The sequence below is a fragment of the Paenibacillus sp. FSL L8-0644 genome (assembly GCF_038008165.1).
Taxonomy (GTDB): domain Bacteria; phylum Bacillota; class Bacilli; order Paenibacillales; family Paenibacillaceae; genus Paenibacillus; species Paenibacillus polymyxa_D.
In genome coordinates this window covers 2,313,764-2,340,674 of record NZ_JBBOYN010000001.1, presented here as the reverse complement: position 1 = coordinate 2,340,674, position 26,911 = coordinate 2,313,764, and the positions used below count along the sequence as shown (strand labels likewise).

24 protein-coding genes and 1 other annotated feature are annotated in these 26,911 nt (G+C 46.1%); of the genes, 8 read left to right on the top strand and 16 right to left on the bottom strand.

Annotated features, from left to right (window positions below; all coding sequences use genetic code 11):
* Positions 1-5: 5 nt before the first annotated feature.
* Together essC and NSS94_RS10755 are read right to left on the bottom strand one after the other, a co-directional pair.
* Positions 6-4,001, bottom strand: coding sequence for a type VII secretion protein EssC (essC, locus tag NSS94_RS10760; protein ID WP_340955248.1), 3,996 nt, complete (start codon positions 3,999-4,001; stop codon positions 6-8).
* A gap of 67 nt (positions 4,002-4,068) precedes the next feature.
* Positions 4,069-4,389: a hypothetical protein gene (locus tag NSS94_RS10755; RefSeq protein ID WP_029517061.1), complete on the bottom strand. Its 321-nt coding sequence runs from the start codon at positions 4,387-4,389 to the stop codon at positions 4,069-4,071.
* A gap of 389 nt (positions 4,390-4,778) precedes the next feature.
* Here NSS94_RS10755 and NSS94_RS10750 point away from each other — a divergent pair, with 389 nt between their 5' ends.
* Positions 4,779-5,018, top strand: a complete 240-nt coding sequence (locus NSS94_RS10750; RefSeq protein ID WP_013370782.1) for a hypothetical protein — start codon at positions 4,779-4,781, stop codon at positions 5,016-5,018.
* Between the two features lie 129 nt (positions 5,019-5,147).
* On the opposite strand, the gene NSS94_RS10745 is transcribed toward NSS94_RS10750, so the two are convergent.
* Entirely contained in the window at positions 5,148-5,297 is a 150-nt protein-coding gene (locus NSS94_RS10745; RefSeq protein WP_023988262.1) for a hypothetical protein, read from the bottom strand.
* Between the two features lie 216 nt (positions 5,298-5,513).
* Between NSS94_RS10745 and NSS94_RS10740 the strand changes: the two genes are divergently transcribed.
* Complete coding sequence (locus NSS94_RS10740) at positions 5,514-6,533, top strand: flagellar motor protein MotB (protein WP_209018285.1); 1,020 nt, start codon at positions 5,514-5,516, stop codon at positions 6,531-6,533.
* A gap of 118 nt (positions 6,534-6,651) precedes the next feature.
* Here NSS94_RS10740 and NSS94_RS10735 read toward each other — a convergent pair whose 3' ends face one another.
* The 3 genes from NSS94_RS10735 to NSS94_RS10725 form a co-directional block, all read right to left on the bottom strand.
* Positions 6,652-6,990 (bottom strand): L,D-transpeptidase, encoded by a 339-nt coding sequence (locus tag NSS94_RS10735; protein WP_029517059.1) that lies wholly within the window; start codon positions 6,988-6,990, stop codon positions 6,652-6,654.
* 82 nt (positions 6,991-7,072) lie between these two features.
* On the bottom strand, positions 7,073-8,170 hold the full coding sequence (gene rsgA / locus NSS94_RS10730) for a ribosome small subunit-dependent GTPase A (RefSeq protein WP_029517058.1): 1,098 nt from the start codon (positions 8,168-8,170) through the stop codon (positions 7,073-7,075).
* A 479-nt stretch (positions 8,171-8,649) separates the two neighbouring features.
* Positions 8,650-9,246, bottom strand: a complete 597-nt coding sequence (locus NSS94_RS10725) for a DUF2087 domain-containing protein (RefSeq protein WP_029517057.1) — start codon at positions 9,244-9,246, stop codon at positions 8,650-8,652.
* 294 nt (positions 9,247-9,540) lie between these two features.
* Here NSS94_RS10725 and NSS94_RS10720 point away from each other — a divergent pair, with 294 nt between their 5' ends.
* The 3 genes from NSS94_RS10720 to NSS94_RS10710 all read left to right on the top strand — a co-directional run bounded on the left by NSS94_RS10720 (position 9,541) and on the right by NSS94_RS10710 (position 11,606).
* Positions 9,541-10,512: a YpdA family putative bacillithiol disulfide reductase gene (locus tag NSS94_RS10720; RefSeq protein ID WP_029517056.1), complete on the top strand. Its 972-nt coding sequence runs from the start codon at positions 9,541-9,543 to the stop codon at positions 10,510-10,512.
* A 22-nt stretch (positions 10,513-10,534) separates the two neighbouring features.
* On the top strand, positions 10,535-10,978 hold the full coding sequence (locus tag NSS94_RS10715) for a DUF441 domain-containing protein (RefSeq protein ID WP_039273550.1): 444 nt from the start codon (positions 10,535-10,537) through the stop codon (positions 10,976-10,978).
* A gap of 115 nt (positions 10,979-11,093) precedes the next feature.
* Positions 11,094-11,606: a hypothetical protein gene (locus NSS94_RS10710; protein ID WP_039273552.1), complete on the top strand. Its 513-nt coding sequence runs from the start codon at positions 11,094-11,096 to the stop codon at positions 11,604-11,606.
* Between the two features lie 133 nt (positions 11,607-11,739).
* Here the strand turns inward: NSS94_RS10710 and NSS94_RS10705 are convergent, their stop codons facing one another.
* The gene (locus NSS94_RS10705; RefSeq protein WP_039273555.1) at positions 11,740-12,042 is read right to left on the bottom strand and encodes a HesB/YadR/YfhF family protein; all 303 of its coding nucleotides are present in this window, start codon (positions 12,040-12,042) and stop codon (positions 11,740-11,742) included.
* A 583-nt stretch (positions 12,043-12,625) separates the two neighbouring features.
* Between NSS94_RS10705 and NSS94_RS10700 the strand changes: the two genes are divergently transcribed.
* Together NSS94_RS10700 and NSS94_RS10695 are read left to right on the top strand one after the other, a co-directional pair.
* The gene (locus NSS94_RS10700) at positions 12,626-14,383 is read left to right on the top strand and encodes an ABC transporter ATP-binding protein (RefSeq protein ID WP_318626636.1); all 1,758 of its coding nucleotides are present in this window, start codon (positions 12,626-12,628) and stop codon (positions 14,381-14,383) included.
* Positions 14,383-16,467, top strand: a complete 2,085-nt coding sequence (locus NSS94_RS10695) for an ABC transporter ATP-binding protein (protein WP_340955247.1) — start codon at positions 14,383-14,385, stop codon at positions 16,465-16,467. Before NSS94_RS10700 ends, NSS94_RS10695 begins: the two co-directional genes overlap by 1 nt.
* Before the next feature lie 123 nt (positions 16,468-16,590).
* Here NSS94_RS10695 and NSS94_RS10690 read toward each other — a convergent pair whose 3' ends face one another.
* The 3 genes from NSS94_RS10690 to NSS94_RS10680 form a co-directional block, all read right to left on the bottom strand.
* A complete protein-coding gene (locus NSS94_RS10690) occupies positions 16,591-17,559 on the bottom strand; it encodes an S-layer homology domain-containing protein (protein WP_340955245.1) in 969 nt (322 codons plus the stop codon).
* A gap of 262 nt (positions 17,560-17,821) precedes the next feature.
* Positions 17,822-19,552: an arginine--tRNA ligase gene (gene argS, locus NSS94_RS10685; RefSeq protein ID WP_340955243.1), complete on the bottom strand. Its 1,731-nt coding sequence runs from the start codon at positions 19,550-19,552 to the stop codon at positions 17,822-17,824.
* A gap of 62 nt (positions 19,553-19,614) precedes the next feature.
* Positions 19,615-19,871: a binding site (T-box leader), on the bottom strand.
* Between the two features lie 77 nt (positions 19,872-19,948).
* The gene (locus NSS94_RS10680; RefSeq protein WP_322251989.1) at positions 19,949-20,278 is read right to left on the bottom strand and encodes a four-helix bundle copper-binding protein; all 330 of its coding nucleotides are present in this window, start codon (positions 20,276-20,278) and stop codon (positions 19,949-19,951) included.
* 261 nt (positions 20,279-20,539) lie between these two features.
* On the opposite strand from NSS94_RS10680, the gene NSS94_RS10675 reads away from it, so the two are divergent.
* Entirely contained in the window at positions 20,540-21,055 is a 516-nt protein-coding gene (locus NSS94_RS10675; protein ID WP_340955238.1) for a MogA/MoaB family molybdenum cofactor biosynthesis protein, read from the top strand.
* A gap of 66 nt (positions 21,056-21,121) precedes the next feature.
* Here NSS94_RS10675 and NSS94_RS10670 read toward each other — a convergent pair whose 3' ends face one another.
* The 6 genes from NSS94_RS10670 to miaB all read right to left on the bottom strand — a co-directional run bounded on the left by NSS94_RS10670 (position 21,122) and on the right by miaB (position 26,823).
* On the bottom strand, positions 21,122-22,585 hold the full coding sequence (locus NSS94_RS10670) for a nicotinate phosphoribosyltransferase (RefSeq protein WP_023988249.1): 1,464 nt from the start codon (positions 22,583-22,585) through the stop codon (positions 21,122-21,124).
* 118 nt (positions 22,586-22,703) lie between these two features.
* Positions 22,704-23,270 (bottom strand): cysteine hydrolase family protein, encoded by a 567-nt coding sequence (locus NSS94_RS10665; protein ID WP_029517047.1) that lies wholly within the window; start codon positions 23,268-23,270, stop codon positions 22,704-22,706.
* A 67-nt stretch (positions 23,271-23,337) separates the two neighbouring features.
* Positions 23,338-24,126 (bottom strand): NUDIX domain-containing protein, encoded by a 789-nt coding sequence (locus NSS94_RS10660; protein ID WP_023988247.1) that lies wholly within the window; start codon positions 24,124-24,126, stop codon positions 23,338-23,340.
* A gap of 65 nt (positions 24,127-24,191) precedes the next feature.
* A complete protein-coding gene (locus tag NSS94_RS10655; protein WP_029517046.1) occupies positions 24,192-24,614 on the bottom strand; it encodes a PaaI family thioesterase in 423 nt (140 codons plus the stop codon).
* A 122-nt stretch (positions 24,615-24,736) separates the two neighbouring features.
* Complete coding sequence (locus NSS94_RS10650) at positions 24,737-25,189, bottom strand: RicAFT regulatory complex protein RicA family protein (protein ID WP_023988245.1); 453 nt, start codon at positions 25,187-25,189, stop codon at positions 24,737-24,739.
* An 80-nt stretch (positions 25,190-25,269) separates the two neighbouring features.
* Complete coding sequence (miaB, locus tag NSS94_RS10645) at positions 25,270-26,823, bottom strand: tRNA (N6-isopentenyl adenosine(37)-C2)-methylthiotransferase MiaB (RefSeq protein ID WP_341039261.1); 1,554 nt, start codon at positions 26,821-26,823, stop codon at positions 25,270-25,272.
* Between the last annotated feature and the right edge of the window lie 88 nt (positions 26,824-26,911).

The window sequence follows — 26,911 nt, the reverse complement described above, 5'->3', positions numbered from 1 at the left end:
TCCCTTCAAACTACAACATGCCATCGGTCACGAATTTTCGTTATCCAATCCTCACAGCTCACTTGCTCTGAGAAGGGAATTGCCGCTTTTATCCTGGTAAATTTGCGCCGTACGTAGTACCCCTGCCCAGGTGGCAGGACTTTTAGTCCACCAGTAGCGGCGTTCGCCTCCGAATAAGGGATACGAAAGAACGATAGATCATTCGAATCTAGTGTTCCAAATAGCATACCGCTTTGGCTTGCCTTGACATCATTAAACCAGTCCACACCAAAGGTAGGAAAATCAGATGGCACACCCGAGAGCACGACATGCACATTGCGATCACGTCCCAACCGTACAATGGCGGAGAGCTGATCCTTTATCATAAAATCATTCAGTTGCTTGCTTAACATATCCGCATCATCAATGACCAGGAGCAATTCGGGATCATTCCCCTCCTTGTTCCGTTGTTGAACAATATCATACACTTGCTGTACCAGAGGTCCCATTTCTTCCTCACTTTCAGCAGCAGCCTTAACATGAGGAAGATGTCGTAATCTAGATAGTCCCCCGCCTCCATAGCGTGTATCGATCGTATAGACTTCCAATTGATCGGGTGATGTGTAATAAGCCAGCGATATAATCCAGCTCATTAGAAAGGAGGTTTTTCCACCCTCCATTGGACTACCCACAATAAAATTGGGCCCTTCTTTCAGATTCAGGAGAAAAGGCTCAAGATCGTCACTCTGTAGGCCTACAGGTACTTCGTAAGGTAGTGCGCCCGATGGTCCACTCGTCCGATCCCACTGCTGAAGCAGCTCCGATAGTGGAATCCGCTCAGGTAATGGTAGGATAGCTGGTGCGTGCTTGCCTTTCCATTCCTGCACAATGCCAGCAATATTGCGGCGTAGCCGTGCTGATCGCTCCGCCTCATCTTCTCCTGGTGAAGGCAGTGCCGTCTGGAACTCCAGCGGAGGAACATGCCCTTTAACCAGAGCGCGACCTGGAATTAACGGTCCTGGCGTTTTGGCTGGTCGCCCTACCGCATAGTAATAGTCACTCGGGTCGGACATTTCAAAAGAAACAGCATTCGGTATGTTACTGCGGAATTTCTCAAACACATCGGTAATCCGGTTCGCTGTAATGATAAACGTGATGCCTAGACTACCCCCTTCTCGCAAAAGAGATTCCAGCAGTTCATTTTCATCTGGATAAGCATTACGGAAATTAAGATATCCATCAATAACTACGACAATTTGCGGAATATCCTCGACAGCAGAACGTCGATAAGAGCTTATTGTTTTGACTCCAGCCTCGGAAAGCATTTCCTTGCGTACGGCCACCATCTTGAACAGATAACGGAACAATCGCTTGATCCGGTCATCCTCCTCAGCCATCATAACAGCCCCGATTTGGGGAAGTTCCCCAAAGTCGCGCATCGTTCGACCCATGTCAATGATATAACCGTTCCAATGATTCGCAGCAAATCGCTGAGCCGTGGACATCAGCAACGTATGCAAAAAGGTTGTTTTCCCCATGCCGGGCATGCCATACACAGCCCAATGACCATGATCTAGCGATGCATAAATTGGCTCCTGTCGCTGATTCGGCAAATCATCCACTAGACCAATAAGAGCCTTCAGCTCCAAAGGTGATGATGTACTATCTATTTCGGTGCATGCCGGCAAATTTGTTAAATCCAGCAATTCAGGCAGCGGCGGAAGCCACGGTCCCTGAAGCCGTTTGATCCCTGCCTTAGCAGCCTCATTCGCAATATAATCAATAAATACTTGAAGCTGTTTAGGGGCTTCTTCTCCTTTTAAGCCCGAGCTTGCCCGTTCGCCGCCCGTCAGTAGCGCTTCACGTTTTCCGTTCAGTCTCACTTCATGTACAGGTAGTGCAGAAGAAATATCGCTGTTGCCTATATACGGCGCACCGCTCCAAGCAAACTGCATCTCTTCAAATACTTCGTCACTACCCACTTGGAAATATCCTCGTCCCGGCTTCGTAATCCACGCGGCATTCGGTATTTTCAACATGTCACGGCTATCGCCTTCGCTTTGCACCCGTAAGCAGATGCGGAATCTGGAGTTACTCCAAATCTTGTCATCCACGACACCTGCGGGCTTTTGCGTCGCCAAAATCAAATGGACACCTAGTGTCCGCCCAATCGCAGCAATACTGATTAGCTCGTCCATAAACTCTGGCTGATCCCGCTTTAATTGTGCAAATTCATCAATAATAATAACCAGATGAGGCAGCGGTTGTTCCTGCCGCTGCCGGAGTAGTCTGTAATATTCATCAATATGCTGTAAATTGCCTGCATCGTTCAATATCTTCTGCCGACGAACCAGTTCTGCTTTAAGAGATATTTTGGCACGTTCAATCAAATTATTGTCCAAGTTCGTGATCGTACCCACAACATGCGGCAAGTTAACGAACGTGTTGGACATGCCTCCACCCTTGTAATCGATCAGCATAAAAGCAAGATCATGCGGATGAAACTCGGCAGCAAGCGAGGCTACGATGGACTGGATAACCTCACTCTTTCCTGAACCCGTTGTACCGGCGATCAAGCCATGGGGACCATGCCCTTGACGCTCTATCTTATCATGCAGGTTAATCATAATCTTCTTGCCGCCTGCTCGCACGCCCATTGGCACAGGTAAGGTATCAGGATGGCGGTTACGTCGCCACCGATCTGCCACATCCAGTTCTTCCACACTTGCTACGCTCATCATATCAAACAGAGGCAGCACAGCGGGAATATCAGAAGCAGAGGAACGCTTCAAGCGAATAGGAGCCATGTACCGCGCTAATGCATCGGCTTCCTCTTTTGACAAACGATCCGGTTTAAAACTTTGCTGTTCAACCTCCGCCGACTCTGATTTACGGGCATATACGCCCTGCTCTTTGGAAGCCTCCACAATCAGCTGACACTGCATCGGCAAAGCCTCTTTACGAGAAGCCAGCACAATCGTACACGCATCAATGGTTCGGCCGTCTTCCAATAACAACGGCAGTAACGGTTCTTCCTCAATCAGCTGGGTGTCAGATAAAACAACGACATAACAAGGGACTTCCATCCCTTTGCCTTGACGCTCATTACGATTATTTTTACGGCGGTTCAGTCTGGCAAACAGAAAATCTGCTAATTGATGTGCACTACTACTGCGGTCTGACATCATTCTCTGGATTCGGTCATCATCCCACACATGTGGAAGCCAGCGCATCCAGGTCCATTCACTTTCCTCTCGCTCGTCATAGAAGGAAGCAATTTTCACTTCATCTGGCGAGTGACGAACCGTCACTTGTGCCAAAATGACTCTTAACGCAGCAAGGGTATGTTCCCGATCGCCGACCAATCCAACCACTTTGGATTGAAACAGCGGTAATGCAATGGAAGCAGCGTCTACCAGACGAAATTCTTCTTCCAGTTCATCCGCAGCTCCCAACAAAGGATCTCGGTCATAACCGTCTGGGCGTGGAATTTGCAATTTTATATGAAAGGGAACTTGTCCAGTTCCAATACGCACCTGCAAAAAGTCCTCATCCTCCGGTGATCGTTCCCAAAGTGAACTGTTGCGGTTTTTGACAATTTGAGTGCATATTTGCGGGTCACCGTGAATTTCATATAGTGTGCGAATTTGCTCCTCGCGTTTCATTTCAAGTTCTTCACGATGCTTTTGGAGCTGTTCCCGGTACATGCGGTCCCGTTCCTCCAGCTTGCGCTTGTATTCCTTCTTATTATTTAGATAGACAAAAAAAGGAATCGTATAAGATGTAAGCATCATGACCACAGTGACCATTTGGAACATCAAATAGTTACTGTTGCCCATCTTGCCTGTTTTGCTCATATATACGTAAAAGCCTATAGTCACCAACGTCATCATTAACGGAATAAGTATAGATATAATAGAAAAAGACGGCTTGCTCGGCTCAGCCGGAGGCCGTAAAATCTCCAGCTTCTCCTCTCGGAGCGCCGGCCTTAATCTCGGGGATCGCTGGTATAATGCATTCAAGACAAAAGTCCCCCTTTTCGCTTACTATTTCATTTTACCAAGGTTTCATATAATTTCATGTGTGTATTTACCCATTTTTTTCATTTTGAAACAGAGAACGCCTTCCATACACAGGCGCTTCGTCCTGAGTTGTCGAAAAAGCGCGCTGAATACGCACAGTACAGCCTTCCCGCAAGCCGGATCCTGTAAGTAGCTGGTTATCTCCCACCCTGAACCAGAGCCCTTCCGGGAACTTTGCTTCCATAATATATTGCATGCCTTCCGCCGGAGGCTCGCCGAAAATGCGCACACCCAGCATCAGCTTTAAATGTTCCACCGAGTATTCATCAGCTACCTCGATGTCAAACCACTCTGTTTCCTGTCGTCCTGAAAGCACGGTCAGGATCATCTGTCATCCCTCCCGATCCTTAATATATAGCAAAGTTCACGCAAAAAGCCTATTTCCACGGAAATATGGCTATCGTAACTGTAGCATCCGACTATTAGACTGTCAATTTGTTACAAAATACCCACTCCAAAAATAAAATAGTGACTTTGGTCATATTTTCTCATATTAGTAGAGTCATTGGTATCAATAATATGTATTGGATCGGTTCTAATATGGGTATATACGTCATTTTGTCGATTAGTTAGAACTAAATTCGATTGTTACCTAGATTGTTGTGAACACTTTGTAAATTTTTCAGACCTTTATGTTTTTATAAGGTGTTTTTAAGGTAATTTTAAGAAACGGGCACTACAATTAAGCCATGAAATAACTCAGGCGAGGTGATTTTTGTGAGAACATTAATTACATTTCAAAACAAACGTATTCCCGTATACTTCAATCAAGAAAATAAGCAACCAGTACAAAAAACATTAAAACTTCTAAGTAACACTTTGGAGAATAAAATCTCCAGCGGCAAGCGTGCCCTTCAAAAATGCCTTAACTCTTTGATCAGTATAGAGATTGTCGGTTGTGAAGCCATCCTGCATAGTGTTAGTGAAAATGATTCATTGGCATTGTCCCTCTATTAAGAGGGACTTTTTTTTGTCCACTTTAGACACACAAAAAAGAGAGGGACATTTCAGCACCCTCTCCATATCAGCAGCTTTAAAACATGATACATGTGACTTACCGCAGCTTATGGATTGATCAGACTTTATTTAAAGTATTCTGCGATAACCTTTTTTACCGCCTCGTTCCTTATTCTGCGCCTTCTCAATCCGTATTCTAAACAGTTCTAGTAAATTAGCGCGTGTATGCTCTTCCCGGCAGTTGTCCAGCTTTTTTAAGATAAAACGGTCAATGGACATATGACTCAGGCTCCTTTACAGCAAGCTGCCCCTGCTTTTCAAGGGGATGATCAGGCTATCCATTTTTAACCATTCTGCCTGTTGTTTAAACAGGTACGTTCCTTATAGGATAAAGCAGGCGGGATTACATACCCTTTAATAAGGGTAAATACATAAAGTTTCGATAATTTTATCACGTTAAGCCTGGAAGCTATGGACAAGGAGCGAACAAAAACCATGAGTAAACACATGATTACCAAAATAGTCTGCAACCTTTTATTCGCATTCTTAATTCTAACGATGCTGGCTGCATGCAGCAGGGAAAAAGCTTCAACCCGGAGTATAGCCCAACATGAAGCTGAAGCACGTGCCTACACCGTAACGGGTAATCCCAACCAAGGTGCATCATCCCTTGATGAACGAGCTGCCAATCATACACCTGTCCATCAGCAAGGCAGCAGCTATGTCGAAATATCAGGTGGCGTCAGCATTGATAAAAATACCGTGAAGGTTACAGGACATTCCAACCTCCCGGCCGGAGCACGGATCAAAGGGAATCTTGCGGTCAAAAACTCCCTGTTAACTGGGTACACGGATGAGACAACCGTTCAAAAGGACGGAAGTTTTGTACTCCAGGTACAACGCCCCGGAATACAGGGCAGTATGGATCTGACTGTTCTGTTCCGTCCAGATGACCAAGACAATGAAATACGAAATCTGTATGGCAGCGGTGGCAACAAATTGGAAGGTCCTTATGTATATCAATACGAAGAAAACAAACAGCTTCTGTATGAAGTTCGGATTGGGGCTGAATTTGATCCTGAACAAGAACGCAATACCCCTTTAGTTAAGCCCGTCTGGAACAAACCTAAGGACTACGGCAGCCCTCAAGTGTGGATTAAGCCTGATGTGAAGCAAGAGGGTAACTATTATCATGTATATGCGCGCAGCAATTTGCTGGAAGGGTCGGACGTCAAACTCAAGATTGATTTTCCGGGACGATGGCAGTTTGGCTACGATGATCAAACCAAAGTTATGCCTGACGGCTCCTTCAGCATGAGGGTCAAAAAGCCGAGCCTTGCCAACCGCTACATCATAGTCATAAGTTTCGAACCAAACGAAGATATGTGGACCAACGCCAAACAGGCGTATGGTACACAAGGAGAACGTCTTTCGGGACCGTTAGTCAAATCTGCAGACGAAAAAGAGGGCTCCAAACAGATTGAAGCCCGTATCCCTATCCAACCCAAATCGTAACTAAACGCAGCATCTAACTTAAAGTTACGGCCGTTCGCCATGAAATACGCTTCACAGATACAGTCTATGACGCGGTTTCCACGTATGAGTAGATACAGAGTCTCATGTCGTCTAGCCGCTACGGCTGTATCGTGACTGGCGTGCCTATACTTACCCTCTCCTGAAGCTCAAGCACATCCTTATTCTGCATTCGAATGCAGCCATGTGACACCATCTTGCCAATGGACCATGGCTCATTGGTGCCGTGAATGCCATAATGCGGCTTGGACAGCCCCATCCAGAACGCTCCGAAAGGTCCGCCCGGATTAGGTTGTTTGTTAATAATCGTAAATTGCCCATGCGGTGTCTGTGTAGCCAGCTTGCCAATACCGACTGGATAATTAAGGACAATCTGATCTCCATCCTTCAAATATAAACGACGATCCGATAAATCCACCACAATGCTGTAGTTCGGCATATATTCACCCCTTTATACCATATGCCGACTACAACATAGATTTTCGTATATTTTTACATTTGATACTTCACTGCAGTTCGGCTCACCACTCCACATCACGTCGCCAGCCACTTCGCTGATCCCTACGCCCCGGGGTTGTGCTTGAACGGCTATCTTTCCTGCGCCGGTCTGCTTCCTTACGCGCCTGATATTCCAGTTCCCGCTGCATTTTGCGATAATTGTTCACTCTGGATTCCGACAATTCCCCTCTCTCTATAGCTTCCTCCACTGCACATCCAGCTTCTCCCTTATGCTTGCAATCTGCAAAACGGCATTGCTGCGCCGTTTCCATGATATCCGTAAAGGTATGAGCGACACCCATGGAATCATCCCATAGATTAAGCTCGCGCATACCAGGTGTATCCAGCAAAACGGCTTGCTTTGCGATAGGAAAAAGCTGTCGGTGAGTGGTTGTGTGCCTGCCCCGACTGTCTTCCTCCCTCACATCCTGTGTCAGTTGAACCTCAGACTCGGAGAGCCAGTTTACTATCGTGGATTTGCCACTACCGGAAGAGCCTGTCAAAGCAACTGTAGAGCCAGGCTGAAGAAACGTCTCCAGTTGCTCTCTGCCTTCATTCTGCAAAGCAGAAATAACGATAACAGGTACACCAGGGGCAACTCCCTCCGCTTCAGCAACCCGTTGTTCGACATCTTCACAAAGGTCACTCTTACTCAAAACGACAACCGGGTTTACCCCGCTGTTCCAAGCCATAATTAAATACCGTTCCAGTCTGCGCATATTAAAATCATGATTCAGCGCATTAACAAGGAACAGCGTATCCACATTGGTAGCGATCAGCTGCTCCCTCGTCTCAAAGCCCGCTGCCTGTCTAGATATTCGACTTTTCCGCGGCAAGACGGCATGAATTACTGCATCCGACACTTCATCTGGCGTAGTGATTGCTAGCCAGTCCCCTACAGCAGGCATTTCCGCCGGATCGACAACAGCATGTCGTAGCTTACCTGAAGACACTCCCCAGCGTTCTCCATCCATTGTGATAAGCTTCACCTTTTGTCCGTAATCGGCAATCAAGCGAGCAGGACGTACCTGTGTATTTCCTGTGCGTTCCTCAAAGCCTTGCTTCCATTGGTCCCAAAAAACGTTCCAGTAATCAGACCAACCGTATTCATGTATACTCATTGTTTTCCTCCTGAATTCATTGTTCATTTTTGATCGTAATGTTATTTGATAGGTGTACATTTTCTCCCCGCATGCGAACAACGCGAAAAATCCGCAGGGGTTTCCCTGCGGAGGGTATACGATTCAGGTCGATGCGATCCGTTCGTTCACTTAAGCAAGCAGTCTCTCACAGACCACTCCCCAGAACCAACAACTGGATAACAAGACGCCTAACCATAAAAAATCCGCAGGGAATCACTCCCTGCGGATTTTGTTGGTTCTACTGTCCAACCAACTGCTAAGCCAAGACTATAGATCTATACAGTCTTTAACTGTGCATTGTCCGTGCGGGAGACAAGTCATTCTGCTGCTGAACCCATCCATTCATGTTCGTACGCATATAACATCGCCTCCTCCTAAAATTTCCTTTATCATACAAGTCCATCAATTGTCTGTCAAGGCAGCTACGAAACTTTTTTGAAATCTTTGTCAAGTTTCGTTTAGCGTACCTGATCCCAGCGCGTCCACATCTCACGCGGGTTCAATTCGTACATTTCCCGTTCCCTGTACATAAACTGATGCATAATCAGCTCACGCCGAATCGTTGCAAAATCCTCATGGTATTGCTTGATCCACTCGTTTAATTCACGTTCAGGATACATGCGGCCTGGCTCCAGCTTTTCTGCCAGCATCTGAAGTACGATCAATTTTTTCTTATACTGCGCAGGGATTTGGCGCAACTTGCCGTCCTTGGAAAAAAAATTGCGTAAGACCGATGCCTCCAGCGTTTCATTCAACTCTGACATCTCTTCCTCCCCCTCTCCTTTTTCGAAAATAAATCGCACCGTCGCCTCGGCATGCTGCCGGATCAATTCTGGATTCAGTGTAAAATACACCGTGTTTTTATCACGTCGTTCCTTAATCAACCCAGTCTCACGAAGTTTGGAAGCATGATGCGTAACAGTCGGTTGGGACAAATTCAGCTTTTTCGCCAAAGCTTGGCCATGCATCTCCCCACAGGACAAAAGAAGTAGTATCCGCATTCGCGTTGGATCAGCAAGTGCTTTATGATAATTGACCATTTTATCCAGTTGCATCGTTATTGCACCTCTTTTCACTAGTACATACTTGCTATGCAAACGAATTCAATCACATAAATTAGATATATATCTAATTATATGTTCACTAAATGTGGCTGTCAATCTTCACCGTCTGTCATCTTTTCTGAAAACGGCTGGATATTGTGTTCGCATTGCGGTAGGATTATTATTTGAAAACTTCTCACATACTGAGCGATTTGCTTCAATCCTGAGATCCGTTTTTAATCGTCAAAATAATGTTAACCCTACAAAACTGGCGTAATAAACCAATACAACTGGAGGTTCAACCAAATGCACGACGTAATCATTATCGGTGGCGGACCCTGCGGACTATCTGCTGCAATCGAATGCAGCCGCAGAGGTTTGCAAACTGTCATTATTGAAAAAAGCAACATCGTTCACTCCATTTTTCTGTATCCGACGAACATGCAGTTTTTTAGCACCGCTGAACTACTTGAAATCGGTGATATTCCATTCAGTACCCCTAATGACAAACCTTTTCGTCATGAAGCACTGGCGTACTATCGTAAGGTAGCTACACATTATAACTTGAACATTCAGCATTATGAGGAGGCCCAGTCTATTCATCGCCAGGATGACGGTACATTTACTGTACATACCCTGAGCAAAGGAGAAATAACCAAAACGTATTCGTCACGCTATGTCGTTGTGGCTACAGGATATTTTGATCATCCGAACTATTTGGGCATTCCCGGGGAACAATTGGATAAAGTCACTCACTATTTCAGCGAAGCCCATCCCTACACAGGAACCCGGGTTGCAGTTATCGGTGGCAGTAACTCTGCGGTAGATGCTGCGATGGAATTAGTGCGGGTCGGAGCTACGATTGATATGGTATATCGTCGAAGCGAGTTGTCCCAATACATCAAGCCGTGGGTTCGTCCACTGTTTGACAGTATGGTACAAAAAGGGAAGATCACGCTGCATTTAGGCGCACGCATTACCGAAATTCATCCAGACCATGTCGTAGTCACTCCGCTGGACACTGAAGCATTCCGACTCGAAAATGATTTTGTACTGGCACTGACTGGATTTCACCCGGAACGAAAACTACTGGAGTCTGTCGGCGTTCATATGGCTGAAGATCTGGACAAACCAGAATTTAATCCTGCCACGATGGAAACGAACATCCCAGGTATATATGTCGCGGGGGTCATCGCTTCAGGCAGCAATGCCAATGAAGTGTTTATTGAAACAGGCCGCTGGCACGGGCGTCAAATCGCGGAGCATATCCAAAGCTAAATAAACGAAGGAGAACATCTGTATGGATTACAGCTCACTTATCTTACTGGTATTGGCTGGTCTTGGGATTGTTAGTGGCAACTCTACCGTGACTATTGCCATGGTTGTATTACTGCTGCTGCGGGTAACCAGCTTTCATTCTGCTTTCCCCTGGCTCGAAAAGTATGGCCTGACGATCGGAATTATTATTTTGACGATTGGGGTCATGACCCCGCTAGCCAGCGGTAAAATCAGCATCAATCAGGTGATGGAGTCCTTCCTGCACTGGAAATCACTGCTCGCGATTGGTATCGGAATTCTGGTAGCCTACCTTGGCGGCCGCGGAGTAACTTTGATGTCTGGACAGCCCATTATTGTGACAGGTCTACTGATTGGGACCGTCATTGGCGTTGCCTTCTTTAAAGGAGTTCCTGTTGGACCTCTAATTGCTGCCGGATTGCTTTCCTTGTTAATTGGCCGCAGCTAAATTCGTACAACAAATATAGGAATAAATGATAGCAATCTGCATGTCGGGCTGAATTCAGTCCCGCTTTGTGGTATACTCATATCGCATAATTTGGTAAATGCAGGAGGCTTGACCGATGTCTCGACAATTTGTAACGGAAGCTGTAATGGTGGCTATATACGGCCAACTTCTTACATCTCCCGCCCCTGTGGAATATATGGTGCCTTACACATCACTGCTAGAGCTATACGAATTCCAGGATAGCACAGAGCCGCTCATGGATAATCCTATGGACGATCAACATGTGAAGCGGAAGGTAAGCGAGTTGATCAGTTATTTTGAGGAACCGTTGAATCAGAAAAAAATTCGGCGTGCGCTTCAGATGCCTTGGGCCAAGAGCTTGCCTATTCTATTCGATGCCAATACATCACTCATTATCATTAATGCTGTTGATACAGCACATTACGGAGAATATTTTGATCCAATTGAGACTGAACTGGTGTTAACAGCTCAGCGTGAATCATTACCCATTCTGACGGATCAATTGGACTGGATCCACCGCATTATCGAAGCTTCCGTACCTGTACATGTGTACGACATTGATGATTTTGATTTTGCACTCGATGGCCCGATACTTAACAACCCTTAACATACGACATACCCGCCTTAACCACAAAAAAGCGGCGGAGCATCATGTACAGGTTCATCTCCTGTAACACGATACTCCGCCGCTTTTCATGTCCAAGAACAATTATTTGCACGCTATGATTGACAGTGGAGTACTAAGCTTGTCCATCCTCAACATAGGTATAAATAATGTCATCATGTTCCTCCAAATACTTAACTTCCAGATGATGGCCCTTGAGATACCAGTAATCCTGGTCCTCCATATAAAACGTAATGCCAGCCGCTTCATGCTGTAATACGGGGTGCTGCGGAGGCTCTACGGCAATTCCCAGAGAAAAGCCTGGATGCAACCCACCGCCAGAGCTATAGCGAACAAAAAAACGGATCGAATCTCCACGTTTCAAACCAAGCTCCTTAATATACCACTGTGCCGCAGGTTCAGTTACCTGTATGCTCATGCGCTATTCTCATCTCCTTATACAATGACGTCTGCTAACTATATCATAGCATTTTTTAGAATGACCACCAACCGTCCTAACCCAGCCAGTTTCTTGGACAAGCCATATACATTTTTTTGAAAAAGGTTTGACAATTCGCAAAAAAGGGTGTTAAGATTCAACCATACGAGATCCATTTTGAAATTTATTACCAATTTGAACGATTACTCATGTTAGAATGAACCCATTTTGAGGAAGAAAGGAGTGTTACCGGTGCTAAAATTTCCTATTGCATTTTACCCACATCTACAAACACAACAACTTCATACCGGAGCATCTCCCCTGTCGCATCCTTCAGAATTGGGCCATTCACGTTGTATGGTTTAATACGAGTGGCTGCCTGCGTTTGAGCAGTTTTTCAGTGGTGAGTGTGCTGAAAATACCTGCGCGCCATATGATATTGAGATTTAAGGCATATCGTCTGCGGACGGTATGCCTTTTTTGTGCCTGTTGTCGGATCTTACTTGTGGCAGCAAGCCCTGTTGTTTCTTCAAAATGGTACACAACTCTCGAATGAACTTGTCATGAAAGGATGGGATTCCTCTTGTTTTCAGTACTTAAAAATTTAAGCTGGTTTTTTAAAAGAGAACGAAGCCGATACTCCATTGGACTGTTTTTGCTGATAGCTGTTGGTGTACTGGAGCTTGCTCCACCTCGGCTGCTAGGTAGTGCCATTGATGAAATTGTGCGCGGTTCAATTTCCTGGTCCTCACTTTGGCATTATATTTTGTACATCATAGGCATTCTAGCCGTCATCTACTACATTACGTACATATGGATGCACAAGCTGTTTGGTGGTGCCAATCTGGTGGAGCGCTTACTGCGCACACGCTTTATGAATCATCTGCTGCGGATGACCCCTCCATTTTTTGAACGTAATCGCACTGGCGATCTGATGGCTCGGGCCACGAACGACCTTCGCTCCGTAGCAAGTACAGCGGGCTTCGGCATGCTGACACTGACAGACTCTACGGTCTATCTGAGCGTGGTATTAGTTGCCATGGGCACCCTAATCAGTTGGAAGTTGACACTGGCAGCTATCCTGCCCCTACCTTTTATCGCACTGGCTATGAGCATTTACGGTAAAGCCGTTCATGAGCGTTACACACTGGCACAAGATGCATTTGGTGATATGAACGATCAGGTGTTGGAATCCGTGGCTGGTATCCGGGTCATTCGCGCCTATGTGCAAGAGCGAATGGACGAAAAGCGTTTCGCTGATATTACTGACGATGTATTTCGTAAAAATCTGGCTGTCGCCCGGATGGATGCTCTCTTTGAACCGACGATCCGTTTATGTGTAGGACTTAGCTACGTCATTGGACTCGGGTATGGTATTTATCTGGTATTTCATAACGATATCACGCTAGGCGAATTGGTCTCCTTTAATATGTATCTAGGAATGATGATTTGGCCGATGTTTGCCATTGGAGAGCTGATTAACATTATGCAGCGCGGTAGCGCTTCCCTGGACCGGGTCAATGAAACTCTCGATGTCCAGCCAGACGTTCAGGATGCAGCTCAACCTGTTCCAGTAGACCGCCTCGAATCCATCAGGATGAAAGACGTTACCTTCCGTTACCCTACCTCTACTATTGACAATCTGTCACATGTGAGTCTGGAGCTCAAACGCGGAGAAACGCTAGGCGTCGTCGGTAGAACCGGCAGCGGGAAATCCACTCTGCTCAAACAGCTACTGCATGAATATCCGACGGGGAGCGGTGATATTTTAATCTCCGGCATAAGTTTGGAGGACATTGCAGTAGAACAACTACACAGCTGGATCGGCTACGTGCCGCAAGAGCAAATTTTGTTTTCCAAATCGGTGCGCGAGAACATTCAGTTCGGGAAACCTCATGCAGATGATGACGACATTATGGAAGCAATCCGTACTGCTGCCTTCGATCAGGATTTAGGTACCCTGTCTGACGGGCTGGATACACTGGTCGGAGAAAAAGGTATCGCTCTGTCCGGCGGCCAGAAGCAGCGCGTTTCGTTGGCACGTGCCTTTATCGGTGACCCGGATATTCTATTGTTAGACGATGCACTATCTGCAGTAGATGCCCGGACGGAAGCAAGAATTATTGACAATATCCGACGCAAGCGCTCGGGTAAAACGACCCTGATCTCCACCCACCGCCTCTCCGCTGTAGAACATGCAGACCGGATCGTCGTGCTGGAACAAGGACGCATTATTGAGGAAGGAACCCACAGCGAGCTGCTTCAGGCTGACGGATGGTACCGACAACAGTATGAACGGCAACAAGTGGAATCTGATCTGACCTCAGGGGAGGTATCCTAATGAAACCCAATATCGGCAAAAGACTATTCCAGTACGCACTGACGAGCAAAGCAGGCTTTATCGCCGCTCTCATCGCTTTGGCTATCGGAGTAGCCGCCGAGCTGGCTGGTCCCTTCATCGCCAAAACGATGATCGACGACCATATGCTCGCTATTGAAAAACCATTTTATGAAACAACTAGTGTGGACGGCACCGTAAGCTATGCGGGAACCCACTTTAAGCGTGAAGATCGCTTTGAGTCCGGGGAGACTAAAGGTCGTGAAGCGAGGATTTTACAAGTTGGAAAATCTTTCGTATTTGTGGATGGCTCGGTTCAAGTGGCTGACGGTAATCGCTCCTTTACGAACGGAACGCTGACTGTGACACGCGGCTCCGACACCTTTCGCTATGAAGCCAAGGCTCTGACAGCTGATGAACTGTATAGCTTTTACAAACCGGAAATGCCCGGTATCTTTCAGCTGATTGGTTGGTATTGCTTCTTCCTGGTTATTTCCATTTTTGCTGAATTTGGCAAAACATACTGGCTGCAATCCTCGGCGAACAAGGTCATTCAAAAGCTTCGGCTTGATCTCTACGCGCACATCCAGCGGTTGCCAGTTTACTTTTTTGATAACTTGCCTGCAGGCAAAGTCGTATCCCGTGTTACGAATGACACTGAGGCAGTCAAAGATTTGTTTGTGGCTGTGCTCTCAAATTTCACTTCTGGGATTGTGACGATGGCAGGAGTATATGTTGCACTCTTTTTGCTGGACTTCAGACTGGGTCTTATCTCTCTGTTTATTGTACCGTTACTGATCTTGTGGATTGTATTGTATCGCAAGGTTGCCACCCGTTATAATACGATCATTCGGTCCAGACTCAGTGAAATTAATGCGATTATCAATGAATCGATTCAAGGGATGTCCATTATTCGCGTATTCCGACACCAGAAACAAACGCAGCAAGAGTTTGAAGAACTGAATGATGACTATATGAAGCATCAGAATAAAATGCTGAATTTGAACGCCTTCACTTCGCACAATTTAGTCAACGTGTTGAGAAATCTCGCCTTTGCCGTCGTGTTGTGGTATTTCGGATCTGAGGCGCTCGGAACGACAGGTAGTGCTGTTTCACTAGGCGTATTGTATGCCTTCGTCGATGTGCTGGGACGACTGTTCCAACCTATGACGGGTATGGTCAACCAACTCGCCGTACTGGATACTTCCATCGTATCCTCAGGACGCGTATTTGAGTTGATGGACGAAACTGGAGAGCCGGTGACCGACGGCATGATGCCGCGCTACAAAGGCCAGGTAGAGTTTAACGACGTTTCCTTTGCCTACAAAAAGGATGATGTACTTAAACATATTTCCTTTACAGCACAGCCCGGCCAAACGGTTGCCCTTGTCGGACATACCGGATCAGGCAAAAGTTCGATTATCAACCTGCTATTCCGGTTCTATGATCCGCAAAAAGGAACGATCACCATTGACGGAACGTCTGTCAAAGACATCCCTAAGCAATGGCTTCGCCATTATATGGGTATTGTTCTTCAAGATCCATATTTGTTCACAGGTACGGTAGCCTCCAATGTCAGTCTCGGAGACAGCCGAATCACGAGAGAACAGGTGAATAAAGCGCTGCATGATGTTGGAGCCGACAAACTGTTGGCCCATTTGCCACAAGGATTCGATGAGCCCGTTATTGAGAAAGGTAGCACCTTATCAGCCGGACAACGCCAGCTTATTTCCTTCGCTCGTGCACTAGCCTTTGATCCCGCCATTTTAATTCTGGATGAAGCTACTGCCAATATTGACACCGAAACAGAAGCGCTCATCCAATCCGCTCTTGAGGTACTTAAGAAGGGACGTACGACCTTTATCATTGCTCACCGTTTGTCCACCATTCGTAGTGCGGACCAAATTTTGGTGCTGCATCGGGGTGAAATTGTTGAACGGGGTAGCCATGACGAGCTTATGGCCCAAGGCGGGCGTTACTTCCAAATGTATCAGCTCCAATCGGGAACAGTTGCAACAGAATCCGATTCAATCTCTGCTACGCCTCCTGCGCAAAATGACTTACTTACTGGCAAAGTCAGCATTTAAGGCTTGAATAGCCCTATTACTTAGGGTAACGATGAACATTTGGCATGAAAAAAACCAGCAAGTCTCCCCCACAAATTGGAGACTCGCTGGTTTTTTTATAACTATAACATATGGCTTGCAATTTTATTTAGCTGCAGAATTGCCTGTTCCCGTGGGCGGAAGCACTGTTCCATCTACCGCTTTAAGCGTAACCTTATACTTACTGTCTACCATTGTACTTGTGTGGGTATCCGTAATGACCTGAATATTCATTTCCCCTGGCTTTGGACTAGTCAACTTGTAGTAAATTACTGCATTTGTATCACCTACGTAGTCGATGTGATCCACTTCAATGCCGTAACCCGGATTAGGTGCCTGCAAACGAGTAATTGTCACTTTGTTCTGCTGGTCATTCGCCTTCTCTATACTCATACTAATGTTATTTTGGTGAACCGGATCTGCAGGCTCAACCGGATTTTCAGGAGTGGATTCAACTGGTTTATGATTTTGCACAAATTCGGATGCGTTATAGACCATTTCTGCTGCCTCCATCCGGGTTACTTTACGATCCGGGTTAAAATTGCTCTGTTCGTCCAATTTTGCAATTTTAGTCAACAGCAGGAATTGAACTGCTGCGTTAGATTCCTGATCTAGTTTTTTGCCATCCGCTACATTAATGTACATACGGACAGTTGGATATTCACCCGTTGCACTCACTGCTTTATACAGAATATTAGCAAATTGTTCTCTTGTCATACGAGTGCTTGGATCAATATCTGGTGACAAAGGGATTTGGTGTTGGGCTGCAATCCGATAGGACTGAGCATACCATGCGGAAGCCGGAATGTTTGCAAAGGAACCCGTTGTGAAATCAGGCATCACCTGAAGATCCATTGCACGAACAACCAAGTGTACTCCTTGTGCATACGTGAGCGTTTGATCCGGTGCAAATTTATCCTTGGTTATTCCTTGAATAATTCCTTTGTCCTGAAGTGAGTTTACGATCTTCTCCTGTTCAGCTCCCTTTATATCCAGAAAAGCAGAAGCCGACGTAGCCACTGCCAATGAGCAGACGACAAGCAGGGCAGCTGTCACACTTTTGTTCTTTTTCATGAGATACACCTCCATGTTTACTTTGCTTCTATACTTACCGACGCAATAGAATCATCAAATGTTTCAAATATACACAAATTGGTTGCAAAACGGTGGAATTCCTGCGATTAGTGTACCCGTCTAACTCTTTTCTGCTCACAACATTTATGCATACCCAAAAGTGGCTGCAACAGATTAATCTTTTACAGTATTCCTTTGGAAGAGCCAGGTATGGGTAGCAGTCATCCCGCCAGCAAAAACTCGCTCCCTTCGTTCGCTTTGCTTACATCCGATTCGGTGCTTTCAGACCAAGAAGTTGCAGCGCGCATGCCAGAATATCGGCAGTTTGTTCCGCCAACTGAATACGCCATTGTCCACCATCGACAATCCTTTCCTTGGCGTAAAACCGGTTAAACGCCTGGGCCGTATCCAATGCAAATCTCGCAATTACCGAAGGCTCTAGTTGGCGAGCCGCACGTATCAGTTGCCCGTGATAGCGACCCAATTGCTTAAGCAGCGCCCAACCTGCGTCACCCAATATTTCATCCGATACGCCATTCAAATCACGAGAATGGCTATCTTGGACAAGGTCATTGTCGCTAGGGTTAGTATTAACATCAACATCGGCGCGAGCGTGAGCTTTCTCCAGAAGGCTGCGTATGCGCGCATGAGTATACTGCACATAAGGCCCGGTCTCGCCTTCAAAGGTCAGCGCCTCCTCCAACGAAAAGTCCACTTCATTCAGCCGGTTGTTTTTTAAATCACCAAAAATAATCGCCCCGATGCCAACGTCCTCCGCTATTGCCTGTTGTTCCTGTAAACCAGGGTTCTTCTGAGTAATGATGCCTTGAGCACGCGCTACAGCTTCATCCAGCACCTCCTCCAGCTTCACAACCTTGCCACGTCTTGTGGACATTTTCTTACCCGCAAACCGCATTAATCCAAACGGCACATGCTCACATTGCTCCGCCCATGCCTCCCCTGCATGCTTCAGCACCGCAAACACCTGCTGGAAATGCAACTTCTGTTCTCCACCAACGACGTACAGCAAACGATCAGCCTTCATCACTTCATGACGATAAATCGCTGTTGCCAGATCACGTGTCGGATAAATGGTGGTTCCATCCTTTTTCAGAATAAGACACGGAGGCAGTTCCTCGTCTTCCAGGCGAACTACGAGCGCCCCATCACTTTCCTCCAACAATCCTTTTGCTCTTAATTGATCAATAACTGCCTGCATCTTATCATTGTAAAAACTTTCTCCCAGCACATGGTCAAATGCAATGTTTAGACGCTGGTACATACGATCAAATTCACCCAGACTGATTTCAACAAAAAACTCCCATAGTTGTCGAGCCTCCGCATCCCCATGTTCCAAACGTCGGAACCACTCGCGCCCTTCATCCTCCAAAGTCGGATCATGATCGGCCTCCTGATGAAAACGCACATATAGCTTTAGCGATTCACCAATCGGATCATGTTGTAACTGCTCCTCATTTCCCCATCTTTTATAGGCCGCAATTTGCTTACCAAACTGTGTTCCCCAATCCCCAAGATGATTCACACTAATAGGTACATAACCTGTTTCACCAAGTATGCGATACAAGGCAGCACCGATAACCGTAGAGCGAAGATGACCGATACCAAACGGTTTGGCAATATTAGGCGAGGACATATCAATAACTACCCGCTGCCCGTTCCCGATATTAGGCCTGAGGAAATCAGCCTTGCTCAATTCAGCAAGCATAAGCGGAATATGAACCGATCGATCCAAGGTTATGTTTACATAGGCACCCGATGCTGAAGCGGTTAAACCTTCTTTATGGCCTACTAGTTCCGCCAATTCCAGTGCAATGTGCTGCGGAGACTTTCGAAACTTTTTAGCCAGCATAAAACAGGGAAACGCCACATCTCCCCATTCAGGCTGCGGAGGCACCTCAAATAAAGATAAAATTTCTTTTTCCTCCAAGCCCGTATGGGCTAATATCGCTTGAGCAGCAATCCTCATTAACATGATGATCTCTCTCCTTCTTTTTATAGAATCTAACAAAAAAAGCCCCCGCCTCTTGAAATCATTCAAGAGACGAGAACTTCAATATCCCGCGGTACCACTCTTCGTAAATCGGTTGTGCAGCTAAAGCTAACTACACAAATCGCGATTTCACTCCAATGACTAATAACGGTGTCTGCCGGGCTGATCTACTAGAAGTTCTGCTCGTTGGATCAACCGTCTCCCGGGTGCGCTTCACATCGGACCTCATACCGGCTTCCACCTCTTCCGGCTCGCTGTAATGATACGGCTCAGCTGCTACTTTCCCGTTCCGTGACGTTAATTCCATTCATTATACAAACCTATTCAGTAGAAAGCAACCTATTATTTCCTCTTCAGGCACTAGTTCCATATATGTAATTACACTGCCACCAATTGGCGGCATGCCTGAACGCAACGACGGCAGGCTTCTGCACAATGTTTACAATGATCATGGGAATGCTTGCTGCATTCAGCAGCACATACCTCACAGGCCTTGGCGCACAGCTCACAGATTTGCTCGGCAAAATCCGTTCCACGCTGCATCATTTGAGCAGCAAATCCGCATATTTCTGCACATTCCCTACTCACTCGAATACATTCACGCAGCATAGCTAAATCATATTCCTTCAAACTCGCTACGTAACATACATTGCAAGCGTTCATACATTCCAGGCAAGCATCCACGCATTGTTGGTATGAATGATTCATATTACATTACCTCCCAGTTGTTGACCCTGCTGTACTATTACCCACTGTCCCTTGAGGTTAATCATTTGATGTGCGCGCTTTCAATAAAACAAGACAATACAATCCCGACTTATGTAAGGAAGTGTACTATATTCCAGTGTGCAAATGCAAGGATATTAATCACATGGATTTTTAGCCCCTGTTTCTGACTTGCATACGCTCAGTCATTGCTCTATTGTAAAAAGTGTATGTCTAACCACCGATCAAGGAGTGAACATTTTAATGAATATGTCTTCTGTAGAGGAACACCGTCAGGAATCCCCCCAACAAGTGAATTGCATGGTCGTGACTGTCTCGGACACACGCACCGTGGAAACAGATACTGGGGGACGACTGCTCATGGATCTACTAGAAACCAATGGATATACAGTTGTTCGATATGTCATCGTCAAGGATGACTACGAAGGTATTCAGCAGTTAGTATCCGAAGCAGCGGCACAGGATGACATCGAGGCTGTTCTTTTGACAGGTGGTACCGGTATTTCTCCACGTGATACTACTTATGAAGCTGTCTCCTCTCTACTGGATAAGGAACTACCTGGCTTTGGGGAAATCTTCCGTTATTTAAGCTATGCTGAGGACATTGGTTCAGCAGCTATCTTAAGCCGGGCTGTAGCTGGCACTGTGGGTCAGACAGCTGTATTTTCTATGCCTGGCTCACGCGGAGCCGTTCGTTTGGCAATGGAACGCATTATTGTCCCTGAGCTACGACATGTGATGAGAGAAATTTATAAATAAGCTCCTATTTCCTACATGCTCCAACACAAAGAGGCACCCCATGCATTCATGAGGTGCCTCTTCCAACTATTCTTTTTCTTCAACTTCGGGCTGCATATAGCTGTCGATCAGCTTTTGCTTTAGCTCCCATACCTTCTCGCTCAGATTTACACGATAAATTTCAGGGTTCAGCTTCCTCAAATATTCTGGCCAGAACAGTTTTAACTGTGAAGTATGGTAGGCACGAATTTCATCCAGCTCGGGAAGCTCATATACCTTCTGTCCATTTATAAAAATAGGCTCAAGCATCGGCACGGCTTCGTAATTTTCTACATACTTCTTCATATACGGATGCAAAGGGTTAAACAGCTTCAGGCGCTTACCATTACGCGGACGCTCTTCATCCGGAAAAGAAATATAATCGGCTACAGCTCTCCCTTTCTTCTTATCCACAATGCGATATACATCCTTTTTGCCTGGTGTGGATACTTTTTCTGGATTCCCCGAGATCTTAATCGTCGGCAGCATTTCGCCATCTACTTCACGCTCAACCAGCTTGTACACCCCGCCAAGCGATGGTTGATCCGAAGCCGTAATAAGCTGTGTTCCTACACCCCATACATCAATACGTGCCCCTTGGGCTTTCAGGTTAAAAATCGTATTTTCATCCAAATCATTGGAAGCTACAATTTGTACGTAATCTAATCCTTCAGCATCGAGCATTTCTCGTGCCTGAATGGATAGATAAGCCAAGTCACCGCTATCCAGACGGATTGCATTCATACGCTTGCCCTGACTCTCCAGCATTTTTGCTGTCCGAATCGCATGAGGAACCCCGCTTTCCAGCGTGTCAAAGGTGTCTACCAGCAGTGTAACCTGATCTGGCAATACCTTCGCATACACGTCAAACGCCTCCTGCTCCGTCATAAAGGTCTGCACCCATGAATGTGCATGTGTCCCCTTCGTCGGGATTCCAAAATGTTCGCCTGCCAGCATATTAGAAGTCGCGTCAAAACCAGCCACATAAGCTGCTCGTGCTCCCCAAATCGCTGCATCTGCTTCCTGCGCACGCCGTGTTCCAAATTCGAGCAGTGTATCATCACTTGCCACCTGCTTGATGCGCGATGCCTTTGTCGCAATAAGTGTCTGATAGTTCATAAAATTCAGCAATGCCGTTTCGACAAGCTGCGTTTCCATAATCGTTCCTTCAACACGGACCAGAGGCTCGTTGGGAAAAACAAGGGCCCCTTCTTTCATCGAATGGACCGTTCCACCAAACTTAAACTGGCGAAGCGCCTCCATGAACATGGGATCGTACTTCTCCTCCTGTTCAGACAGGTAGCGAATGTCCTCTTCTGTAAACCGCAAATTTGCAATATAATTCACAATGCGTTCCAGACCCGCGAACACGGCATATCCATTACCAAAAGGGAGTTTACGAAAATACGCCTCGAACACAGCTTTACGCTGGTGACTTCCGTTCACCCAGTGGGCGTACATCATATTAATCTGATATTTATCTGTATGTAATGCGAGGCTCGTTGACTGCATTGTAATCATCCTCTCTGACTGTCTCCAGGTTTGTGGCGCTACCGCCTCATCTGCCCAGATTCAGCAATATCCGGCTCCATTTTGTTATCGGACATTGGTACACAATCGTTAAGTTATTTTACTTCTTCTGGCGTAAAACCGTATCCTCAGCCGATCGTACCGCGGCTCCAAGACTTCCCTCAAAATGACCCAAAGCCCAATCATGTCCAGCTTGATTAAAGCTCGCCACAGCGTCCTTGTATACAGTAATAGCAAAACCTTTGTTATAAGCATCTACAGCCGTATGCAGTACACATATATCCGTACACACACCAATCAGATGAACTTCCACAATACCACGTTCACGCAGCCTGAGTTCCAGATCTGTGCCCGCAAAAGCACTGTACCGTGTTTTATCCAACCAGTAGATAAGATCACTTTGTTGCTCATAGAGGCTATGGAGCTTGCCATACAAATGTCGTCCGTTGGTTCCACGTATATTATGTGGAGGAAACAGCTTGCTCTCCGGGTGATAAAGGTCGTTCTCCTCATGCAAATCCACAGCCATGACGACAAAGTCCCCTTGATCTACATATGCCTGCGTAATTGCTGCGATCCGTTCATCCAACTCAATCGCAGGTTGTCCTACAGGCAAACTACCGTCCACAAAATCTTTCGTGTAATCAATCACAATTAGTGCTTGCATCGTACGGTCAGCTCCTTATCCTCAAAGTGAAATTGTACGTTCTATGCGTGACCTATTACATTAGACGTTACGTGTAGATAGATAAACGCGGTACTCTGTCACTAAAACGGTACAACTGTGCCGGTCTTTGTGAATACTGGTTGGAACTGAGCGGTTTGCCGTTCTCATCACGCACCTCTTCCAGAATTCCCTGTCTGCTACGAGTCGATGTTATTTTGCGAATAAAGTTTGGCTCTTCGAAGTCCGGTACGACACTCTGTATCACCTGATATAATTCACCCAGTGTAAAATGTAGCGGTAAAAACTGTTTGGCGATCGTCGTCTGAAGCATCTGCAACTGAATTTTGCGATAAGCATCTACTATGATATCCCGGTGATCGAATGCCAGCTCCAATTCCTCCAACGCTTCGCGGATTGTGAATAGCCCCACCTCGGAAGCATCATCGGCCGCCTGACGCTGTTCCAACATCCATTCTTCTACCAGCGCAAAAAATGCATGCGATATGATCCAGCCGCGCGGATCACGTCCCGGTCCACTATATACACCCAAATACTCCAGATGCCCGCCGTCCACACCCGTTTCCTCTAACAGTTCCCGCTTGGCAGCTCCATACATGGATTCATCTTCCTGACAAAACCCTCCAGGCAACGCCCAGCGTCCTGCAAACGGCCAACTGCGGCGCTTTATGAGCATCACTTTCAGCTCCCGAATCGGCAATGTCTTTGTTACCGTCTTGCGCTCCCGCTTCGTTAAGGTAAACATAACGATATCCGCCGGAGCTCCATCTGGAGTGCGGTATTTCTTAATGTTATACGACGCCTTTTGCGCCTCTTCGTTTATACGATTGCTATCCATTGGCATCACCATATTATATCGTTTTGATAAATTCATTATGACATAATAAAAATTTTTGTCAAGCGTCAGGCCTTACCTGAATCACTTGCTTGTGTACGTAATACTCGGAAGGTTGCTGTAGATGTAGACCCAAGTGTGCCTTCACTATCCCTTACTTCCGCCTCAGTGGTTATAGTCCGACCTCCCTGATGAAGAATCCGCGCCCTAACCTCCAGTCGGCCTTGCCTCATGGCTGACAAGAAATGAACATTCAGGTTCGTCGTTACACATGGATCCATATTTCGTGAAGCCATACTGACCATCCCCATCGCCTGATCCATCAATGAAGTAAGCACACCCCCATGGACAATACCCATCACATTGGTATGCTCTTGTTTGGCTTCCAAAGCGATCTGTACCTCGTTTGCATCAGCTGCAATCAGCTCACACCCTAAATACTCCCAAAAAGTATTATTTTCGCCCTCTAGCATCTTACCGAACTTATCCATTCCCTTGCTTCCATCCCTTCTATGTTGTCCCATTTCTCTTGATGTCTTATAAATATATACGATGGCAAATTGCTTTCGAAAAAAAGGCGTGGAAGCTACGCCTCCACACCATAAATTTCATTCTAATCACTGCAATTCGACGAGGAAGTACTTTTTCCCTCTTCAACGTTCACCTTCTCAGCAACGGTATCACGAATCGCCATGATCACCATTTGCAGTAGCTCATTAATTTCCACCTGACTCTGCTGAAACTCCGTTACAATTGGAATACCATCAAGTTCTTCCTGTAGCTCCTGTAGCTCGGCCTCTATTTTGGCAATCATTTTTTGATTTTTTAAGGATTCAAATGCAACAATTTCCTTTTGCTTCTTTTTCATCGTTGCAATCAGTTGCTGAATGCGCCCATGATCCTGAATCTTTTCTTCTGCTTTCCGGAATACCTGTACTTCCTCACTGCTACCCAAAATACCTGCTAATTCTTTGGCTTTTGCCAATATCATTTCGCGATTGACCAAATGATCATGCTGGCGCGCCGCCGATTGAAGTTCTGTTTGTTGCAACCGCTCCTCTGTCATTGTCCATCGCTCCTTTTCTCACTTAGACGGCCCTGCACACAACCTTACTCAGACCGCATGCAACCCGCTAGAATATTCTTTTATCCGTTAACTGCTACAGCCGTTTCAACCAGATCACCTTTGATGTAAAAGGTCATAGGTTCCGTAATTTTCACTTGAACAAAGGAACCAATCAGGTCCTGAGAACCCTCAAAATGTACAAGCTTATTGGAACGGGTCCGACCGGCAAGCACTTTGCTGTCATTTTTGCTCTCGCCTTCCACCAACACTTCAACCACTTCGCCACGCAATCGACTATTAAAGCGAAGGCTGTTTTGGTTCACCGCAATGTTCAGACGCCGGAGACGCTCTTTTTTGACCGACATAGGCACATTATCTTCCATCGAAGCAGCTGGCGTACCTTCACGTGGTGAATAAATGAATGTGTAGGCAAAGTCATAGCCGACCTCGCGCACCAAAGATAGAGTATCTTCAAACTGCTCGTCTGTTTCGCCCGGGAAACCTACAATGATATCCGTTGTCAGAGAAACATGCGGAACAGCTGCTTTAATCTTCGCTGCCAGTTCCAGAACACGCTCACGGGTATATTTTCGGTTCATTTTCTTCAATATATCCGTATTACCGGATTGAACAGGCAGATGGATATGCTCCACCAAATTACCACCCTTACCGAGCACTTCTACCAAATGGTCATCAAAATCACGTGGATGTGATGTTGTAAAACGTACACGCGGGATATTGATTTTGCGCATATCATCCATCAGATCCCCGAATCTGTAATTCAAATCTTTCAAATCCTTACCATAAGCGTTAACATTCTGCCCCAGTAAGGTGATTTCTTTAAAACCTTGACGTGCCAAATCCCGTACTTCAGCGATAACATCCTCTGGACGACGGCTTCTTTCCTTACCACGTGTAAAGGGAACAATGCAATAGGTGCAAAATTTATCACAGCCGTACATAATGTTCACCCAAGCCCGCATACCCTCGCGCTTCTTCGGCAAGTTTTCGATAATGTCGCCTTCCTTAGACCACACTTCGACCACCATTTCTTTGCTAAAGAGTGCTTCCTTGACGAGCTGAGGCAGACGATGAATATTATGGGTACCAAAAATCATATCGACAAAACCGTGTTTTTGCATAATCCGGTTAACGACGTTCTCTTCTTGTGACATGCAGCCACACACGCCGAGCAGCAGTCCTGGCTTTTCTGTTTTGAGATGCTTGAGGTGACCTAGCTCGCCAAACACTTTATCCTCCGCATTTTCACGGATAGCACAAGTGTTCAGTAAAATGATGTCTGCTTCCTTCCGATCCTCGGTTGCCTGGTAGCCCATCTGCTCCAGCAAGCCTTTTATGGTTTCGGAATCATGCTCGTTCATTTGGCAACCGAATGTGTATACGATATAATGCTTTCCCTCACCGATATGCTTGAGCTCATCCGGGACTGCGTTATCATATAATACCTGTACATCCTCTTTACCGCGTTGCTTTTCTTTTCTATGGTTCGGCTCCGCCATAATGTTGATTTCACGTCCGCGAATACGGATCTTTTTGCTATGCTCATCTTCAGAAATAATCTTCGCATCCGAGAAATCAAAATATTTGGAGTAATCTTTTGTTTTCTTTTCCATTCCTTAGTCACTCCTTACACCATCTATTTCACGAGCTAATTTGTGATTTTACTGTATCTTTAGGCATGGGTAAATTTATTTTTAGTCT

Bases quoted from the DNA above. Each gene is read 5' to 3' on its own strand.
- NSS94_RS10660 (WP_023988247.1), bottom strand. From the start codon at position 24,126: ATGGATAGCAATCGTATAAACGAAGAGGCGCAAAAGGCGTCGTATAAC.
- rsgA (WP_029517058.1), bottom strand. From the start codon at position 8,170: ATGAGTATACATGAATACGGTTGGTCTGATTACTGGAACGTTTTTTGG.
- NSS94_RS10705 (WP_039273555.1), bottom strand. From the start codon at position 12,042: ATGAGCATACAGGTAACTGAACCTGCGGCACAGTGGTATATTAAGGAG.
- NSS94_RS10725 (WP_029517057.1), bottom strand. From the start codon at position 9,246: ATGCAACTGGATAAAATGGTCAATTATCATAAAGCACTTGCTGATCCA.
- NSS94_RS10710 (WP_039273552.1), top strand. From the start codon at position 11,094: ATGTCTCGACAATTTGTAACGGAAGCTGTAATGGTGGCTATATACGGC.
- NSS94_RS10655 (WP_029517046.1), bottom strand. From the start codon at position 24,614: ATGGATAAGTTCGGTAAGATGCTAGAGGGCGAAAATAATACTTTTTGG.
- NSS94_RS10720 (WP_029517056.1), top strand. From the start codon at position 9,541: ATGCACGACGTAATCATTATCGGTGGCGGACCCTGCGGACTATCTGCT.
- NSS94_RS10745 (WP_023988262.1), bottom strand. From the start codon at position 5,297: ATGTCCATTGACCGTTTTATCTTAAAAAAGCTGGACAACTGCCGGGAA.
- NSS94_RS10735 (WP_029517059.1), bottom strand. From the start codon at position 6,990: ATGCCGAACTACAGCATTGTGGTGGATTTATCGGATCGTCGTTTATAT.
- NSS94_RS10715 (WP_039273550.1), top strand. From the start codon at position 10,535: ATGGATTACAGCTCACTTATCTTACTGGTATTGGCTGGTCTTGGGATT.
- NSS94_RS10755 (WP_029517061.1), bottom strand. From the start codon at position 4,389: ATGATCCTGACCGTGCTTTCAGGACGACAGGAAACAGAGTGGTTTGAC.
- NSS94_RS10680 (WP_322251989.1), bottom strand. From the start codon at position 20,278: ATGAATCATTCATACCAACAATGCGTGGATGCTTGCCTGGAATGTATG.
- argS (WP_340955243.1), bottom strand. From the start codon at position 19,552: ATGTTAATGAGGATTGCTGCTCAAGCGATATTAGCCCATACGGGCTTG.
- NSS94_RS10670 (WP_023988249.1), bottom strand. From the start codon at position 22,585: ATGCAGTCAACGAGCCTCGCATTACATACAGATAAATATCAGATTAAT.
- NSS94_RS10675 (WP_340955238.1), top strand. From the start codon at position 20,540: ATGAATATGTCTTCTGTAGAGGAACACCGTCAGGAATCCCCCCAACAA.
- NSS94_RS10695 (WP_340955247.1), top strand. From the start codon at position 14,383: ATGAAACCCAATATCGGCAAAAGACTATTCCAGTACGCACTGACGAGC.
- NSS94_RS10650 (WP_023988245.1), bottom strand. From the start codon at position 25,189: ATGACAGAGGAGCGGTTGCAACAAACAGAACTTCAATCGGCGGCGCGC.
- NSS94_RS10690 (WP_340955245.1), bottom strand. From the start codon at position 17,559: ATGAAAAAGAACAAAAGTGTGACAGCTGCCCTGCTTGTCGTCTGCTCA.
- miaB (WP_341039261.1), bottom strand. From the start codon at position 26,823: ATGGAAAAGAAAACAAAAGATTACTCCAAATATTTTGATTTCTCGGAT.
- NSS94_RS10740 (WP_209018285.1), top strand. From the start codon at position 5,514: ATGAGTAAACACATGATTACCAAAATAGTCTGCAACCTTTTATTCGCA.
- NSS94_RS10665 (WP_029517047.1), bottom strand. From the start codon at position 23,270: ATGCAAGCACTAATTGTGATTGATTACACGAAAGATTTTGTGGACGGT.